This window comes from Curtobacterium sp. MEB011, from assembly GCF_030209655.1.
GTDB classification, from domain to species: Bacteria; Actinomycetota; Actinomycetes; order Actinomycetales; family Microbacteriaceae; genus Curtobacterium; species Curtobacterium poinsettiae.
The window spans coordinates 158,323-174,425 of the sequence record NZ_JARVRN010000011.1; the positions used below are offsets into that span (position 1 = coordinate 158,323).

At 73.5% G+C, this 16,103-nt stretch carries 15 protein-coding genes; 3 read left to right on the plus strand and 12 right to left on the minus strand.

The features are described from left to right. Positions 1-9: 9 nt before the first annotated feature. The gene (locus QRN30_RS14010) at positions 10-1,683 is read right to left on the minus strand and encodes an ABC-F family ATP-binding cassette domain-containing protein (RefSeq protein ID WP_284761235.1); all 1,674 of its coding nucleotides are present in this window, start codon (positions 1,681-1,683) and stop codon (positions 10-12) included. A gap of 43 nt (positions 1,684-1,726) precedes the next feature. Further along, a complete protein-coding gene (locus QRN30_RS14015) occupies positions 1,727-2,026 on the minus strand; it encodes a hypothetical protein (protein ID WP_284761236.1) in 300 nt (99 codons plus the stop codon). 37 nt (positions 2,027-2,063) lie between these two features. Here QRN30_RS14015 and QRN30_RS14020 point away from each other — a divergent pair, with 37 nt between their 5' ends. Then, positions 2,064-3,509 (plus strand): amidase, encoded by a 1,446-nt coding sequence (locus QRN30_RS14020; protein ID WP_284761237.1) that lies wholly within the window; start codon positions 2,064-2,066, stop codon positions 3,507-3,509. Positions 3,510-4,121: 612 nt separating this feature from the next. Here QRN30_RS14020 and QRN30_RS14025 read toward each other — a convergent pair. The 6 genes from QRN30_RS14025 to QRN30_RS14050 form a co-directional block, all read right to left on the minus strand. Continuing rightward, positions 4,122-4,907, minus strand: a complete 786-nt coding sequence (locus tag QRN30_RS14025; protein WP_284761238.1) for an ABC transporter ATP-binding protein — start codon at positions 4,905-4,907, stop codon at positions 4,122-4,124. Continuing rightward, positions 4,904-5,743: an ABC transporter ATP-binding protein gene (locus tag QRN30_RS14030; RefSeq protein WP_214520066.1), complete on the minus strand. Its 840-nt coding sequence runs from the start codon at positions 5,741-5,743 to the stop codon at positions 4,904-4,906. Before QRN30_RS14030 ends, QRN30_RS14025 begins: the two co-directional genes overlap by 4 nt. Beyond that, entirely contained in the window at positions 5,740-6,624 is an 885-nt protein-coding gene (locus QRN30_RS14035) for an ABC transporter permease (RefSeq protein WP_284761239.1), read from the minus strand. The genes QRN30_RS14030 and QRN30_RS14035 overlap by 4 nt, the downstream gene beginning before the upstream one ends. After that, entirely contained in the window at positions 6,621-7,574 is a 954-nt protein-coding gene (locus QRN30_RS14040) for an ABC transporter permease (protein ID WP_042539457.1), read from the minus strand. Before QRN30_RS14040 ends, QRN30_RS14035 begins: the two co-directional genes overlap by 4 nt. Before the next feature lie 70 nt (positions 7,575-7,644). Further along, positions 7,645-9,189, minus strand: coding sequence for an ABC transporter substrate-binding protein (locus QRN30_RS14045; RefSeq protein ID WP_284761240.1), 1,545 nt, complete (start codon positions 9,187-9,189; stop codon positions 7,645-7,647). A 58-nt stretch (positions 9,190-9,247) separates the two neighbouring features. Next, positions 9,248-10,195, minus strand: coding sequence for an alpha/beta fold hydrolase (locus QRN30_RS14050; RefSeq protein WP_017885778.1), 948 nt, complete (start codon positions 10,193-10,195; stop codon positions 9,248-9,250). 66 nt (positions 10,196-10,261) lie between these two features. On the opposite strand from QRN30_RS14050, the gene QRN30_RS14055 reads away from it, so the two are divergent. Together QRN30_RS14055 and QRN30_RS14060 are read left to right on the plus strand one after the other, a co-directional pair. Continuing rightward, positions 10,262-11,164 (plus strand): siderophore-interacting protein, encoded by a 903-nt coding sequence (locus QRN30_RS14055; protein ID WP_236559576.1) that lies wholly within the window; start codon positions 10,262-10,264, stop codon positions 11,162-11,164. Further along, positions 11,164-11,982 carry an ABC transporter ATP-binding protein gene (locus QRN30_RS14060; protein ID WP_140448124.1) on the plus strand — a complete coding sequence of 273 codons (819 nt, stop codon included), beginning with the start codon at positions 11,164-11,166 and terminating at the stop codon, positions 11,980-11,982. Before QRN30_RS14055 ends, QRN30_RS14060 begins: the two co-directional genes overlap by 1 nt. Positions 11,983-12,655: 673 nt before the next feature. Here QRN30_RS14060 and QRN30_RS14065 read toward each other — a convergent pair. From QRN30_RS14065 to QRN30_RS14080, 4 genes are read right to left on the minus strand one after another with little or no spacing between them, the layout of a single operon-like run. Then, positions 12,656-13,012 (minus strand): Fe-S oxidoreductase, encoded by a 357-nt coding sequence (locus QRN30_RS14065; RefSeq protein ID WP_214532562.1) that lies wholly within the window; start codon positions 13,010-13,012, stop codon positions 12,656-12,658. Positions 13,013-13,014: 2 nt separating this feature from the next. Continuing rightward, positions 13,015-14,418, minus strand: coding sequence for a dihydrolipoyl dehydrogenase family protein (locus QRN30_RS14070; protein WP_214584995.1), 1,404 nt, complete (start codon positions 14,416-14,418; stop codon positions 13,015-13,017). Between the two features lie 55 nt (positions 14,419-14,473). Continuing rightward, a complete protein-coding gene (locus QRN30_RS14075) occupies positions 14,474-15,295 on the minus strand; it encodes an arginase family protein (RefSeq protein ID WP_056068846.1) in 822 nt (273 codons plus the stop codon). Between the two features lie 44 nt (positions 15,296-15,339). Beyond that, positions 15,340-16,065: a PspA/IM30 family protein gene (locus QRN30_RS14080; RefSeq protein ID WP_017885772.1), complete on the minus strand. Its 726-nt coding sequence runs from the start codon at positions 16,063-16,065 to the stop codon at positions 15,340-15,342. Positions 16,066-16,103: the final 38 nt, after the last annotated feature.

Genomic DNA, 16,103 nt, shown 5'->3' on the forward strand with positions numbered 1-16,103 from the left:
GTGGATCCGTCAGCGTTCGGTGACGGTGCCGCCCTCGACCCGCCACTGCCGGTCGAGTCGGACGGTCTCCAGCATGCGCCGGTCGTGTGTGACGAGCAGCAGGGTCCCGTCGTAGGACTCCAGTGCCTGCTCGAGCTGCTCGATCGCGGTGAGGTCCAGGTGGTTGGTCGGTTCGTCGAGCACGAGCACGTTCACCCCGCGGGCCTGCAGCAGTGCGAGCCCGGCCCGGGTGCGCTCGCCGGGGGAGAGGGCCGAGGCCGGTCGGCCGACGTGGTCCGCCTTGAGCCCGAACTTCGCGAGCAGCGTCCGGACGTCGGCGGTCGTGTACTCGGGGACGATCGCCTCGAACGCCGCCGCCAGGGGCTGGTCGCCGGTGAACGCCGCACGCGCCTGGTCGACCTCGCCGACCGCGACGCTCGAGCCGAGCGAGGCCGAGCCCGTCGTCGGCGCCTGCTTGCCGAGCAGCGCCCGGAGCAGGGTGGACTTGCCGGCGCCGTTCGGACCGGTGATGCCGATCCGGTCACCGCCGTCGACCTGCAGTGAGACCGGGCCGAGGGTGAAGTCGCCCTGGGTGAACGTCGCGTTCGACAGCGTCGCCACGACGGCCGACGACCGGGGTGCGCTGCCGATCGTGAACTCGAGCTGCCACTCCTTGCGCGGCTCCTCGACCTCGTCGAGCCGGGCGATGCGGGACTCCATCTGCCGGACCTTCTGCGCCTGCTTCTCGCTCGACTCCGAGGCGGCACGACGGCGGATCTTGTCGTTGTCCGGGCTCTTCTTCATGGCGTTCCGGACACCCTGGCTCGACCACTCACGCTGCGTCCGAGCCCGCGAGACCAGGTCGGCCTTCGTCGACGCGAACTCGTCGTACGCGTCCCGCTTGTGCTGCCGGGCGATCTCGCGCTCCTCGAGGAACGAGTCGTACCCGCCACCGAACAGCCGGTTCGACGACTGCGCCAGGTCGAGCTCGAGCACCGAGGTCACCGAGCGCGCCAGGAACTCACGGTCGTGGCTGACGAGCACCACCCCGCCGCGCAGCCCGCGCACGAACGCCTCGAGTCGGTCGAGGCCGTCCAGGTCGAGGTCGTTGGTCGGCTCGTCGAGCAGGACGATGTCGAACCGTGACAGCAGCAGCGCGGCGAGCCCGACGCGGGCGACCTGCCCACCGGACAGCGCGGTCATCAGGGAGTCCGGGTCGACGCCGTCCGCAGCGGAGTCGCCGGTACCGGGCTCGAGGCCGAGGTCGGCGAGCACCGCCGGGATCCGGTCCTCCAGGTCGGCGGCCCCCGCGGCGAGCCAGCGGTCGAGCGCCGCCGAGTACCGGTCGGCCGCTGCGTCGCCGGCGTCGGGGTCCCCGAGGGCCGCCGCCGCTGCGTCCATCGTCGCCGTCGCCTCGGTGCAGCCGGTCCGGCGCCCGAGGTACGCCGCGACGGTCTCGCCCGCGATGCGCTCGTGCTCCTGGGGGAGCCACCCCACGAACGCGTCCGTCGGCGCCAGGGAGACCGTGCCGGCCAGCGGCTCGTCGACCCCGGCCAGCAGCCGGAGCAGCGTGGACTTGCCGGCACCGTTCACGCCGACGACCCCGATCACGTCGCCCGGCGCCACTGTCAGGTCGAGGGAGTCGAACAGCGTGCGAGCGGCGTACCCGCCGGACAGGCCCTTGGCGACGAGCGTGGCGGTCATGCGCCCATCGTCCCACGCGGGAGCGGCACCACCGGCGCGACCCTCAGCCCCGCGGCGTCAACCGGCCCGCACCGATCGGCAGCAGCCCGCCCCGGTACTCGAGCGCACTCGCGCCGCCGACCGGCACCGAAGCCGCCCCGAACCGCCACGCGCGGTTGAACAGGTACACGCCGATCACCGTGTCGCCGTCGTCCGGCACCGCCCACGTGCCGGTGCCCCACTGCGCCGGGTGCCCCACCCCGTCGACGGTGACGGTCGGCCGGGCGAACCAGGCGAACAGGGGCTTCACGAGCCGCAGTTCGATCCGGCGCTTCGTCGTGCCGGAGGGGAAAGTCGTGTCCACCGTCGAAGGATACGGGCCGCCGCCTAGGCTCGGAGCCGTGTTCGAACTCCACCACCTCTCCGCACAGGAACTCTGGGACTGGATCCGTCGAGGGGAGGCGACCGCCCTCGAGGTCACCGAGCACTACCTGGCCCGCGCGGATCGCCTGGACGCCGGACTCGGCGCCTTCGTGACGGTCACCGCGGACGCGGCCCGGGCCCGAGCCGACCGCCTCGGCCACCTGGTGCCGACGTCGAGACCGTTGTGGGGCCTCCCGTCCGCCGACAAGGACCTGTACGACCGTGCCGGCGTCCCCACGCGGAACGGCACCGCGAGCCTGCCGGAACGGTCCGCCGCGGCCGACCACCCGCTCGTTGCCGCGCTCGACGCGGCCGGCACGGTCAGCCTCGGCAAGACGGCGTCACCGGAGTTCGGTATGTCCTCGTCGTCCGAGACCCGGCTCGGCGTGACCCGGAACCCCTACGACACCACGCGGGCGCCGGGCGGGTCGTCGAGCGGTGCGGCCGTCGCCGTCGCCGCCGGGCTGCTGCCGGCCGCGATCGGTTCGGACGGCGGCGGGTCGGTGCGGATCCCCGCGGCGGCGACCGGACTCGTCGGGCTGAAGCCGAGCCGCGGTCGTGTGCCGTCCATGCCCGGCCGCTCCGGCGTCGGCGGCCTGTCGGTCGCCGGACCGCTCACCCGCTCCGTCGCCGACGCGGGCATGCTCCTCGACGCGCTGGTCGCGCCGACCGGGCTGCCGGAGCCGTCGCCGTACGCCCTCGTCACCCCCGACGTCGGCGAGGGGCCGTTCACCGCGGCGGCCGTCCGCGGCGAGGGCCGGTTCGTCGTCGGGGTGCTCGACGGTTCGCCGTGGGACGACACCGTCGACGTGGTCGTCGATCCCGCTGCCCGTGCCGCCGTGGAGACGGCCGTGCGGGTGCTCGGCGAGGTCGGGCACGGCGTCGAGGACGTCCGGATGCCCCGCGTGCCCTACGCCGACGCGTTCCGGGTGGCGTGGGAGAGCTCGGCTGCCCGCCTGCCGCAGGTGCCCGGCATCGACCTGTCGGCGCTGACCCCGCTCGTGGGTTGGCTCGTGGCGCGCGGGCAGGCGCTGTCCGCCACGCAGGTCCTCGACGCGATGACGACGCTCGACGCCTTCTCGACGACGCTCATCGGCACGTTCGACCGGTTCGACGCGGTGCTCACGCCGACCCTTGCGATGACGCCGCGGCCCCTCGGCTGGTACGGCGACGACCCGGACGAGGACTTCCGCCGCCAGTGCGCCTACTCGCCGTGGACGTCGATGGCGAACGTTTCCGGGCTCCCCGCGATCACGTTGCCGGTCGGCGTGACCGACGACGACCACCCCGACGGGGGCGGGCTGCCGATGGGCGTGCAGCTGATCGGACGCCCCGGCGGGGAGCGCGTCCTGCTCGCGATCGGCGCGCAGCTCGAGCGCCGGTTGCGTTGGCAGCGGCGGCACCCGGCCGCCTGGACCGCCTGACGCCAGGCCCGGGCGGCTCCGGGGCGCGGGGCGCGGGCGCGCGGCGCACCGTGCGGCGTTGTCAGGCTGATGCGGCGTTGCACGCTCGGTGCGGCCTTGTAGGCCGGCCGCGTGCGGGCAAGCCCGCACGGAGTGGCGGGGCGCGCACGGTGCGGTTTCGTGCATGTGGTGCGTGTTGCTTGTTCGGTGCGGCCTTGTAGGCCGGCGCCGTGCGGGCAAGCTCGCACGGGGTGGCGGAGCGTGCACGGTGCGGTGGGCTCGTGCGCGTCGGTCGGGAGGCGCGGGGCGGGGCGCGCACGGTGCGGGTTCGTGCATGTGGTGCGGCGTTGCACGCTCGGTGCGGCCTTGTAGGCCAGCTCCGTGCGGGCAAGCCCGCACGGGGTGGCGGGGCGTGCACGGTGCGGTGGGCTCGTGTGCGTCTGGTCGGGAGGCGCGGGCCGGGCCGGTGCCGTGCCTCCTGGCTGGGCGCACGGTGCGGTTTCGTGCATGTGGTGCGGTGTTGCACGCTCGGTGCGGCCTTGTAGGGCGGCTCCGTGCGGGCAAGCCCGCACGGAGTGGCGGGACGCGCACGGTGCGCCGCCGCCCGCCGACCGCCGCCCGCCGCCCGCCCGCCTACGGCAGCGTCGGCGCCGCCGCCACCAACGCCCGCGTCACCGGGTGCTGCGGCGCATCGAGGAGCGAAACCGGCCCGTGCTCGACGACCCTGCCGTGGGACATCACCGCGACCGTGTCGCACAGCCGCTGCACGACGCCGATGTCGTGCGACACCAGCACGAGCGTCAGCCCGAGGTCGTCGGCGAGCGATCGGAACAGCTCGATCACCCGGGCGCGGACCACCACGTCGAGGGCGCTCATCGGCTCGTCGCCGAACAGGATCCGGGGCGAGTGCACCACGGCCCGGGCGATCGCGATCCGCTGCCGCTGCCCGCCGGAGAACTCGTGTGGGTACCGGTCGACCGTGTCCGCGGGCAGGTCGACGCGCTCCAGCACGGCACGCACGAGCTCGTCGTGCGACCCCGGGACCTGCAGTGCCCGCAGCGGCTCGGCGACGATCGCGCCGACGCGCATCCGCGGGTCGAGGGACGCGTACGGGTCCTGGAACACCACGCCGGTCTCGCGACGGAACCAGCGCAAGGCGCGCGCGGACCGGGACGCGACCACCGGACGACCGGAGGCGGCGACGGTGCCGGCGGAAGGGGCCTCCAGGCCGGCGAGCAGCCGGACCAGCGTGGACTTGCCGGACCCCGATTCGCCGACGATGCCGAGCCGTGCGCCGGGGGCGACCGTCAGGTCGACGCCGTCGACGGCGGTGCGGACCGGGCCGGGTTCGAACGGGCCGCGGCGGGGGAGGCGGTAGGTGCGGTGGAGACCGGTGGCCTCCAGGGCGGGGAGGGTCACGGGGCGGTCCTCCTGGCGGTGGCACGTGCGGCGTCGACGAGCGCGACCGTTGCGGGGTGCTGCGGCGCGGCGAGCAGGTCCGCGACCCGGCCCTGCTCGACCACCCGGCCGGCGTCGAGCACCACGGCGGTGTCGGCGATGCGCGCGAGCACGGCGAGGTCGTGGGTGACGAACACCATGCCCGCGGGCAGGTGCTCGAACAGGTCGAGGATGCGTGCCTCGGTCGTGACGTCGAGCGCCGTGGTCGGTTCGTCGGCCACCAGGTACGACGGCTCGCCCGCCATCGCCATCGCGATGCAGATCCGCTGCCGCTGCCCGCCGGACAGCTGGTGCGGGTACTGCCGCAGCAGCGATTCCGGGTCGGGCAGGCCCACGGACGCCGCCAGGTCGACGGCCGCCGCGCGGGCCGCGCGACGGTCGAGCCCGCGGTGCAGGCGCAGCGGCTCGGCGATCTGCCCGCCGACCCGTCGCAACGGGTCGAGCGCGGTGCCCGGCTCCTGGAACACCATCGCGATGCCCGATCCGCGGTGTCGCGCGCGCTCGCGGTCGGGCAGGCCGACGAGTTCGGTGCCGTCCAGGCGGACGCTGCCGGTCACGACGGCGCCGGTGGGCGCAAGGCCCATCAGGGCGAGCGAGGTCATCGACTTGCCGGATCCGCTCGCGCCGATCACGCCGACGCGCTGGCCGGGAGGCACGGTGAAGCTGACGTCGTCCAGGATCGTCCGCCCCGTGATGCGGACCGACAACCCCCGCACCTCGAGCCCGGAGGCTGCGGTGGTCGCGTCGGTGCCGGCTGGGCCGGCTGCGCCGGATCCGTCGCGTGCGTCGGCGGTCATGCGGTCACCCCCGGGGTGGTCGTCGCCGGATCGCTGCGACGGCCGTCGGTGCTGCGGTCGCTCGTCGTCAGCCGCGGGTCGGAGGCGTCGCGCACCGCGTCGCCGAGCAGCGAGAGTGCCGCGACGACGAGGGCGATGGCGGCGCCCGGCCAGGTCGCACTCCACGGGTGGACCCCGATGTAGGTCTGCAGGTCGGACAGCAGGCTGCCCCACGACGCGGTGTCCGACCCGGCGCCGTAGCCCAGGTAGGACAGCCCGGCCTCGGCGAGCACGGCCGTGGCCATCGCGAGCGACAGCTGCACGGTGAACAGCGGCGCCGCGTTCGGCACCAGGTGGCGGAACAGCACCCCGGCACCGCCGACGCCCGATGCCCGCGCCGCGGTGACGTAGTCGCTCCGGGCGATCCGCCGGATCTCGCCGCGGGCCACGCGGGCGATCGTGACGCCGAAGGACAGCCCGACGCTGACGATCACCACGCCGAGCGACCCGCCGAACACCGCGGTCAGGAGCATCGCGGTGAGTAGGGTCGGGAACGCCACCAGGATGTCGAGCAGGACCGCGGTGCCCTCGCGCACCCAGCGGGCGGTGAGCGAACCGATCGCGGTGAGGACGATGCCGACGACGCTCGCGATCACGCCGGAGCCGACGGCGACGAGCACGGTGGTGCGGGTGCCGGCGAGCAGGTAGCTGGCGATGTCGCGGCCGGCGGCGTCGGTGCCGAACCAGTGCGCGGCGCTCGGTCCCTCCCACTGGTGGAACGGATCGGCGCGGAACGGGTCCTGCGGCGTCCAGACGAACGACACGGCGGCGAGCACGACCAGCAGGCCGAGCACGACGGCGGCGAAGACCCCGGTCGGTCGGGACACCAGGCGGCGGATCATCCCTGCACCTCGCGCTGTCGGGGGTCGAGGGTGCGGTGCACGACGTCGACGGCGAACCCGACGAGCAGCACGAGCCCCGTGAGCACGAGCAGTTCGGACTGCACCTTGGTGATGTCACGGCGGCCGACGTCGGTCACGAGCATCCGACCGACCCCGGGCAGCGAGAACAGCTGTTCGACGACGACGGCCCCGACGAGGAGCCCGGCGATCTGCACCCCGAGGACGGCGAGCACCGTCAGGGCGACGCTCGGCAGCCCGTGACGGAGCAGGGCCTGCGTGCGGGTGAGGCCGATCGCGGCCGCGGTGCGCAGGTGGTCGGCGTCGAGGACGGAGAGCGTGGCGGAGCGGGTGAACCGCAGGATCACGGCCCCCTCGACAGCACCGATGGTCAGCGCGGGCAGCACGAGCGACGCGAACGCCCGCCCGGGTTCCGACCAGCCGTCGAGCGGGAAGCCCTGCGTCGGCAGCCAGTGCAGCGTCACGGCGAACAGCGCGACCAGGAGCATGCCGGCCCACACGACGGGCACGGCGGCGACGGCCTGTGCGACGAACCCGATGACGGCACCTCCCGGGCGGCGACGGAGCAGCGCGGCGACGACCCCGAGCGGCACGCCGATCACCAGGGCGGTCACCAGCGACATCGCGGCGAGCGGCAGGGTGATCGCGAGCTTCTGCGCGATCTCCGGAGCGACGGCACCGTTCGTCACCAGGGAACGGCCGAGGTCACCGCGGAACACCCCGCCGATCCAGTCGAGGTACTGCACCACGACGGGCCGGTCGAGTCCGAGCTGCTGGCGGAGCTGCTCCACCTGCGCCGGGGTCGACTGCGTGCCGGCGACGACCTGGGCGACGTCACCGGGCAGCACGCGGAGCGTGGCGAAGATGATGACGCTCGCCACGAGCAGGCCGACGACGAGCAGGAGCGCCCGCCCGATGAGGAACCGGGTCACGACACCGATGCTACGGGGAGGGAGTGCGCCCCGGGCACGCGGCCGCTCCGGGGCGTGGTGTGGCTCCGCCTCACTTGACCGCGAGCTTCGACAGGTCGAGGCGCGAGTTGCCGCCGTCGACCGGGAAGCCCGTCACGCCGGAGCGCACCGCGGTGATCTCGGTCGCCGTGTAGAGCCACTCGCCGGCCGCGTCCTCGCTGACGATGCGTGCGGCCTTCCGCAGTGCCTCGGTCTTGGTGGCCTCGTCGGTCGCCGCGATCGACCGGGCGTAGAGCGCCTGCACCTTCGGGTTGTCGTAGCCGAAGTAGTAGTCCGGGTTCGCCCAGTTGCCGAAGTCACGCGCCTCGACGTGGTCGACCATCGACAGGTCGAAGTCCCGCTCGCCGGACTTCGGCGCCTGGAACACCGAGTACAGCCAGGTGGCGAAGTCGACGCGCTTGACGGTCAGGGTGATCCCGACGTCGGCGAGCTGGGACTTCAGCACGTCGCCGATGGTGGTCGGGTAGATGTTCGCGTAGGTGAGCGTCAGCTTCAGGTCCTGCTGCCCGGCGGCGGCGAGGAGCTTCTTCGCGTTCGCGGGGTCGTACGCGTCGATGTCGGTCAGGTCCTCGTAGCCGGGGTCGAGCTCCGGGATCGGGCCGCCCTGCTCCACGCCGGTGCCGCCGATCGCCTTGATGAGCGCCTTCGCGTCGATCGCCTGCCGGATCGCCTGGCGCACGCGCTTGTCGGTGAAGGGTTCCTTGCGGTCGTTGAACGCCAGCGTGTACTTGTCGGTCGTCTTGCCGCTGTGCAGCGTGATGTCGCCGTTGCCCTGCAGCTGGCTCTTCAGGGTGCCGTCGACCGGGTTCAGGACGTCGAGGTCACCGTTCGCCATCGCGTTGACGGCGGTCGACGGGTCGGTGATGTACCGGAAGACGATCTTCGCGACCTTCGCCTTCGTGCCCCAGTAGTCCTCGTTGCGGTCGAAGGTGAGCGAGTCGCCCTGCTTCCAGTCCGCCACCTCGAACGGACCGGTGCCGTTCGCACTGTCGGACAGGTCGTTGTCCGCGGCCTTCTCGAGCACCAGGCCGGCGCGACCGGTCAGGTTCCAGAGCAGGTCGGAGTCGGGCTTGGCGAGTTGCAGCACGACGGAGTCCGCGGACGGCGAGGTGATCGACGTGACGCCCGCGAGCTTGGCCGAGTCGACGTACGAGTCGTTCGACTTGACCTGCTCGAGCGACCACACGACGTCGGCCGCGGTGACCGGCTTGCCGTCCTGGAACGTCGTGCCGTCCCGCAGCGTGAACGTGTACGTCAGGCCGTCGTCGGACACCTGGTGCGACGAGGCCAGCACGTCGCGGACGTCGCCCTGGGCGGTCCGGCCGACGAGCCCCTGGTACACGTTGTCGATGAGCACCTGGTCGAGCGCCGCCCCGGACTGGGTGCGGATGTCGAGACTCGTCGGCTCGAGCACGAGCCCGACACGGACCGTGGCGTCCTTGCCGCCGGTGGTGTCGGACGAGCCGGAGCAGCCGGTCAGCGCGAGGGCTGCGACGACGGCGACCGCGGTGGCGGCGACGACAGCGCGCCCGGTGCGCGAGGAGCGTTCAGGACGACGGAGCAGGAGCGGACTCATGGGGTGGTGGGTTCCTTCCGGGCGCGAGGGCGGGATCGGGCCTCGCGCTCGCACGAGGCTACCGGCGGCCGGGGCCGTCCGGCGACGGTTCTTCGATCGGGTGCAACAATCCGTGCCGCCCCGCCCATGCCCGGATCGCCGACGCCAGTTCGAGGGGCGCCTGGTTCTGCACCGCGTGCCGCGAGGTCACCGTCACGATCTCGGCGTCCGGCAGACGCTCGGCGAACCCGGCGTGCAGCTTCGGGGAGACGTACCCGCGGTCGCCCCGGACGAGCAGGATCGGCACGCGCAGGGCCTCGAGGTCCGGCCACGCGTCGGCGAAGCGCCCCACCGACGACGTCCGGCCGGCGGGCAGGTGCGGGAAGTGGTGCCGGCGCACGAGCCGTCCGTCCGCACCGAGGGCCGTCGTGTGCCGGGCCTCGCGCAGCAGTACCTGCCGGTCGTCACCGACCCGAGCCTCGATCGCCCGGTCGACGACCTGCTCGAGGGACTCGAACGGCTCCTCGGCCTCGAGCGCACGGGCGATCCGGTCGACCGCACGCTGCGCGAAGTCCGGCGACATGTCGACGAGCACGAGTCCGGTGACCCGCTCCGGCGCGGTGGCCGCGAGCCGAGCCGACAGGATGGCGCCGAGCGAGTGCCCGACGACGACCCCCGGCGGCACCGCCAGTGCGTCGAGCGCGGCGAGCACGCTCGGCGCGGTCGCGGCGGCCGCGTAGTCCGCGTCCTCCCGCCACGACGACCGACCGTGGCCGGGCAGGTCGAGGGCGACCGCCGGCTCGCCCACGGCGAGTGCCGTGGTGTCGAAGCTGTGGGCGTCGATGCCGAGCCCGTGCAGGTAGGTGATCCGGGCCTCCTGGCCGACGTCGCCCCACCGGATCGCGGAGATCTCCTGACCGTCCGCGGTGCGGACCACCTGCCTGGAGGCGCGGAGCGGCGTGGTCACGCCGCTCGCGCTGGCGAGGGCGGGCAGGTCGGCGAATTCGTCGTCGGGGGCTTCGGACACGGGGACGATCCTCGCACCGTTCCGGGGGCCTGGAGACGTTAGGTAAGGCATGCCATACTCGGTTCCGTGGCAACCCGGTATCGCGTCTTCTCCGTCCGTGTGGCCGCCGTGACGTCGCTCACCCCGAACTTCGTCCGGGTGACGCTGACGGGCGACGCGCTCGCCGACTTCTCCTCGGTCGGTCTCGACCAGCGGATCAAGATCGTGCTGCCCCTGCCCGGCATCGGCTTCTCCGAACTGCCCGAGGACGAGGACTGGTACGCCGCCTGGCGCGCGCTGCCGGACGAGACCCGGAACCCGCTCCGCACGTACACGGTCCGTTCGTTCCGGCCGGACGCCCGCGAGCTCGACATCGACTTCGTCGCGCACGGCGACACCGGTCCGGCGTCGCGCTGGGTTTCGGCGTGCCGCGTCGGTGACGAGCTGCGCATCGTCGGGCCGCGCGTGCCCGAGTCGCCGGAGGACCTGCCGACCGGTGCCGCCGAGTTCGCTCCCGGGCACGCGAACCGGATCCTGCTCGCCGGGGACGAGACCGCCGCACCCGCGATCTGCGCCATCCTCGAAGCCCTCGACGTCTCGACCGTCGGCCACGTCTTCATCGAGGTGCCCACCGACGCCGACCGGCTGCCCGTCAGCGCGCCCGCCGGGGTCGAGGTCCGCTGGATCGCCCGCAACGGCGCCACGCACGGCGTCCGGATGACCGACCAGGTGCACGCCTGGGCCTCAACCGTCGCACCAGCCGGTGCCGCCGCGTGCGAGCCGGCCGCCGAGCTCACCGACGTCGACGTCGACGAGCAGGTGCTGTGGGACGTCCCCGCCGCGGTCGACGAGCGTCCCGTGTACGCGTGGATCGCGGGCGAGGCCGGCTGCGTGAAGGAACTCCGCCGCCACCTGGTGCGCGGCGTCGGCATCGACCGCAAGCAGGTCGCGTTCATGGGCTACTGGCGGCACGGCAAGGCCGAGCACTGATGCCGACCGCGGGCACCGCGCACGGCCCGGTCCCGACCACCGCGCTGGGCGCCCGCGGGTTGACCCTGGCGTACGACGACCGGGTCGTGGTGGACACGCTCGACGTCGACATCCCCGACGGTGAGCTGACGGTCATCGTCGGCCCGAACGCCTGCGGCAAGTCGACGCTGCTGAAGTCCTTCGCCCGTACCCTGAAGCCCCGTGCCGGCACGGTGTTCCTCGACGGTGCGCCGATCGACTCGTACCGCCCGAAGGCCGTCGCCCGCCGGGTCGGGATGCTCCCGCAGACCCCGATCGCCCCCGACGGCATCACCGTGCGCGACCTCGTGTCCCGGGGCCGGTTCCCGCACCAGGACCTGCTGCACCCGTCGTCCGGGTCCGACCGGCAGGCCGTGCAGGCCGCACTGGAGCAGACGTCGACGGTGGAACTCGCCGACCGCAGTGTCGACGAACTCTCCGGCGGCCAGCGGCAGCGGGTGTGGATCGCGATGGTGCTCGCGCAGCAGACCGACATCGTGCTGCTCGACGAGCCGACGACGTTCCTCGACATCGCGCACCAGTACGACGTGCTCGAACTCGCCTCGACGCTGCACGCCGCCGGCCGCACGGTCGTCGCGGTGCTGCACGACCTGAACCAGGCCGCCCGCTACGCCACCCACGTCATCGCGATGCGCGACGGTGCGATCGTCGCCTCGGGGGAGCCGTCGTCGGTGCTCACCGCGGACCTCGTCGAGGACGTCTTCGGCCTGCCGTGCGTCGTCGTCCCCGATCCCGAGACCGGCACGCCGCTCGTGGTGCCGCGGCGGCCCGCGGCCTGACGCGGCTGGGCCGGCGGCCGGGCCGGCGGGCCGGCGGCCGGGTGGGGCTGGTCACGACTCGTCGTGGGCCGGGCGCCGAGTGGTCACGAACCGTCGGCTGGCGGGGCCGTAGGCGACGGTCTGCGACCGCGCGGCGCGGGCCCGGCGGGGTGTTGTGACCGGCCGTGGCCCTGTCCCGGCGCCGGCACGCGCCTCCAGGCCGTCGGCTGGTCGCGTTTCGTCGCCTGGCCGGCCCGCCGCCGAGTGGTCACGACACGTCGTGGGCCAGCGCGCGAGTGGTCAGGAACCGTCGGCTGGCGGCGCCGGAGGCGACGGTCTGCGACCGCTCGGCGCGGGCCTGGCGGGGTGTTGCGACCGGTGCGCGGGTGCAGTGGGGTGGGGCGCGGTGGCCGGGAGGCGCGTGGCGGCGCCGCCACGCGCCTCCAGGCCTTCGGCTGGTCGCGTTTCGTCGCCTGGGGCCCGCCTGCCGCCGAGTGGTCACGACTCGTCGTGGGCTGCACGTCGTGTGGTCAGGAGCCGTCGGCTGGCGGCGCCGCAGGCGACGGTCTGCGACCGCTCGCCGCGCGCCCTGCGGGGTGTTGTGACCGACCGGGCCCCGGCCGACCGGCTCAGCGAGGCCGCACGAACTGCCGCCCGACCGGCGTCGGGACGACAGTTCGCGCACCCGCACCCGTCAGCGGTACCCGCCGTCCTCCAGGCCGGCCTCGACCTCGAAGCGGTTCCGCAGTGGATCCCGGCCGGCGACGGCGTAGAGCAGCGGCATGAGCATGCCGTACCGCCGCCACTGCTCGACGTGCACCCGCTCGTGCCGGAGCACCCGCGGGCCGTCGTTGTCGCGGGTCAGGTACACCGAGCCGACGCAGGTGCCGCCTCGACGGAACACCCAGCGTGGCAGCCCCGTGCAGACCACGAGCCCGCCCTCCACCCGGATCCGGCCGGTCGACAGCGGGACGCCCACGGCGAGCCCGACGGCCGTCGCGAACACCCACCCCGCCCGGGACACGGGGGAGTCGAGCAGCGGGTTGCGCACGCTCAGGCCGGGCGGCCGTAGGTCTCGAGCAGGCGCAGCCAGACCTCGTTCATGGTGGGGTAGGCGGGCACCGCGTGCCACAGGCGGTCGATCGGGACCTCGCCCACGACGGCGACGGTGGCGCCGTGCAGCATCTCGGCGACGTCCTGGCCGACGAACGTGACGCCCACGACGACCCGGCGGTCCTCGTCGACGACCATCTTCGCGCGGCCCGTGTAACCGTCGGCCTGCAGCGAGGACCCGGCGATCGCACCGAGGTCGTACTCGACGGCGCGGACGTTCAGCCCCTGCTCACGGGCCTTCGCCTCGGTCAGGCCGACGCTCGCGACCTCGGGGTCGGTGAAGGTGACCTGCGGCGCGGCGGCGTGGTCGGCGGTGGCGACGTGCGCACCCCACGGCTCGGTGTGCAGCGGCGTGCCCTGGTACCGGGCGGCGATCGCCTCGCCGGCGGCACGGGCCTGGTACTTGCCCTGGTGGGTGAGCAGGACGCGGTGGTTGACGTCGCCGACGGCGTACAGCCAGTCGGTGCCGTGCACGAGCATCGTGTCGTCGACGTCGAGCCAGTCTCCGGCGGTCAGGCCGACCGTCTCGAGCCCGAGGTCGCGTGTGTGGGCGGCGCGGCCGGTGGCGGCGAGCACCTCGCTCGTGATGACCGTGGTGCCGTCGTCGAGTTCCGTCGTGACGAGGCCGTGCTCGTCACGGTCGACGCGGACCGGGTTGACGCCGGTGCGGACGTCGACCCCGAGTTCGCGCAGGGAGTCGGCGACGAGTTCCCCGGCGAAGGGCTCCATGCCGCCGAGCAGGCCGTGCCGGGCGACGAGGGTGACCTTCGCACCGAGCGAGGCCCACGCGGTGGCGAGTTCGGAGCCGGAGACGCCGCCGCCGACGACGAGCAGGCTCTCGGGGACCTGCTGGGCGCTGGTGCCCTCGCGGGTGCCCCACGGCTTCGCGTCGGCGAGACCGGGCACCGGGGGCAGCGTGTGCAGGGAGCCGGTGACGACCGCGACGGCAGCACGGGCGGTGTGCGTCTCGCCGTCGACGTCGATGGTCTTCGGTCCGGTGATGCGGGCGTGCCCGCGGATCAGGTCGATGCCGGCGGACTCGAGCCACGAGACCTGGCTGTCGTCCTTCCAGTCCGAGGTGAACGAGTTGCGGCGGGCCAGCACGTGGGCGGCGTCGAGCGTGCCGGTCACGGCCTGCTTCGCACCGTCGAGCCGCTTGGCCGCGGCGAGGGCGTGTCCGCTGCGCAGGAGTGCCTTCGAGGGCATGCACGCCCAGTACGAGCATTCGCCGCCGACGAGCTCGGCCTCCACGATGGCGACCGACAGGTCGCGCTTCCTGGCGTAGTCCGCCACGTTCTCGCCGACTGCGCCGGCGCCGATCACGATGAGGTCGTAGTCCGTCATGCGGCCGAGCGTACGCGGACCGGCATGGGGTGCGCCGGGCGCGCGGGGTGCGTGGTCAACCCACCCGGGAGGCGCTGGTCACCGCGCCGACGACGCGCAGGATCACGCCGAGGTCGTCCACTGCACGGCCCGGGTCGACGGGCGCGAACCCGGTGAGTGCGGCGCCGACGAGGCGCCGGCCGCGCGTCGCGGCCTGGATGCGCTCGACGAGCGCTGCGCCGTCGAGGCCGAACGGCACGGGTTCGAGCAGTCCGTCGACCTCGGACGGGTCGAGGACGTCGAGGTCGACGTGCACGAAGACGGACGACGCACCGGTGCGCTCGACCGCTGCGGCGAGGGCGTCCGGGGTGGCGGCGTCGACGTCGAGGTGCACGATCCCGGCCTTGTCGAGGGCGGCGCGCTCGGCGTCCTCGACCCCGCGGACCCCGGCGACGACGACCGAGGACGCCGGCACCGCCGGCAGGCCGGGGAACAGGTCGTCGGGGCGGTCGACCAGCAGACGCAGGGCGGCGGTCTCGGCGGCGACGGGCTGGGCACGGTTGAGCGCGCGGTACCCGCTGGAGCCGGAGATCCGGACGAACGCGGTGTCCGGCAGAAGGGCGGCGGTCGCGCCGAGGACACTGGCTCCGTCACCGCCGACGACGAGCACCGGTTCGGTGGCGACGGCGGTCTCCTCCGCGACGCGTTCGGCGACGGCGAGCACCGAGGTGTAGCGGGCGACCGCGGTCTCGAGGCGGTCTCCGGCGCCGGCGGGGACGTCGACCACGGTGGTGGACGCCCGGGGGAGGTCGGCGGCGATCGCCGACGCGCCGTCCCCCAGGCGCATCGCGCGCGACGACGCCGAACCCTGCCACTGACCGACCACGAGGAAGTGCATCGTCTCAGTCTGTCAGCTGGGGTCCGGCGTCGTCAGGGTGTTCGTCAGATGCTCGAGGATCCGCCGGACTTCAGCGCGGCGAGCCGTGCCTCGACCTCGGCGTCCTTGCCGACGTCCTCGAGGCTCTCGAACTGGGCGTCGAGGCTCGACGACTGCAGCTCCTGCTGGCCGAGCACCTTCGCCTCTTCGCGGCGGACCTTCTCCTCGAAGCGGCCGAGGTCGCTCGTCGGGTCGAGCACGTCGATGTTGCCGAGGGCGTCGTTGACGCGGGACTGGGCCTCGGCGGTCTTCGAGCGGGCGACGAGGTTGTCCCGCTTCGCGCGGAGCTGCTCGAGCTTCTGCTCCATGCCGGCGAGACCGGTCTTGAGCTTCTCGACGGCCTCGTTCTGCGACGCCAGGTTCGGCTCGGCGTCCTTGACCTCCTGCTCGGCAGCGATCTGCTTGCCGATCGCGATCTTGGCGAGGTTGTCGAACTTGTCGGCCTCGGCCGACTTGCCCTCGGAGCGGTACTTGTCGGCTGCGGTGGAGGCGTTGGCGGCCTTCTGGCCCCACTCGACCGCGGCCTTCTTGTCCTCCTCGTGGTCCTGCTCGAGCAGGCGGACGTTGCCGATGGTCTGCGCGATCGCGGTCTTCGCGTCGGCGATGTTGTTCGTGTAGTCGCGGACGAGCTGGTCCAGCATCTTCTGCGGGTCCTCGGCGTCGTCGATGATCTGGTTGATGTTCGCGCGCACGAGGGTGGAGATGCGTCCGAAGATGGTCTGCTTGGCCATTGCTGTTCCCTTTCGTGGAAGTCCTGTGGACGGTGTTG

Coding starts and splice junctions, on each gene's coding strand:
- QRN30_RS14045 (WP_284761240.1), bottom strand. CDS start 9,189: ATGAGTCCGCTCCTGCTCCGTCGTCCTGAACGCTCCTCGCGCACCGGG.
- QRN30_RS14075 (WP_056068846.1), bottom strand. CDS start 15,295: ATGCACTTCCTCGTGGTCGGTCAGTGGCAGGGTTCGGCGTCGTCGCGC.
- QRN30_RS14060 (WP_140448124.1), top strand. CDS start 11,164: ATGCCGACCGCGGGCACCGCGCACGGCCCGGTCCCGACCACCGCGCTG.
- QRN30_RS14030 (WP_214520066.1), bottom strand. CDS start 5,743: ATGACCGCCGACGCACGCGACGGATCCGGCGCAGCCGGCCCAGCCGGC.
- QRN30_RS14070 (WP_214584995.1), bottom strand. CDS start 14,418: ATGACGGACTACGACCTCATCGTGATCGGCGCCGGCGCAGTCGGCGAG.
- QRN30_RS14080 (WP_017885772.1), bottom strand. CDS start 16,065: ATGGCCAAGCAGACCATCTTCGGACGCATCTCCACCCTCGTGCGCGCG.
- QRN30_RS14035 (WP_284761239.1), bottom strand. CDS start 6,624: ATGATCCGCCGCCTGGTGTCCCGACCGACCGGGGTCTTCGCCGCCGTC.
- QRN30_RS14010 (WP_284761235.1), bottom strand. CDS start 1,683: ATGACCGCCACGCTCGTCGCCAAGGGCCTGTCCGGCGGGTACGCCGCT.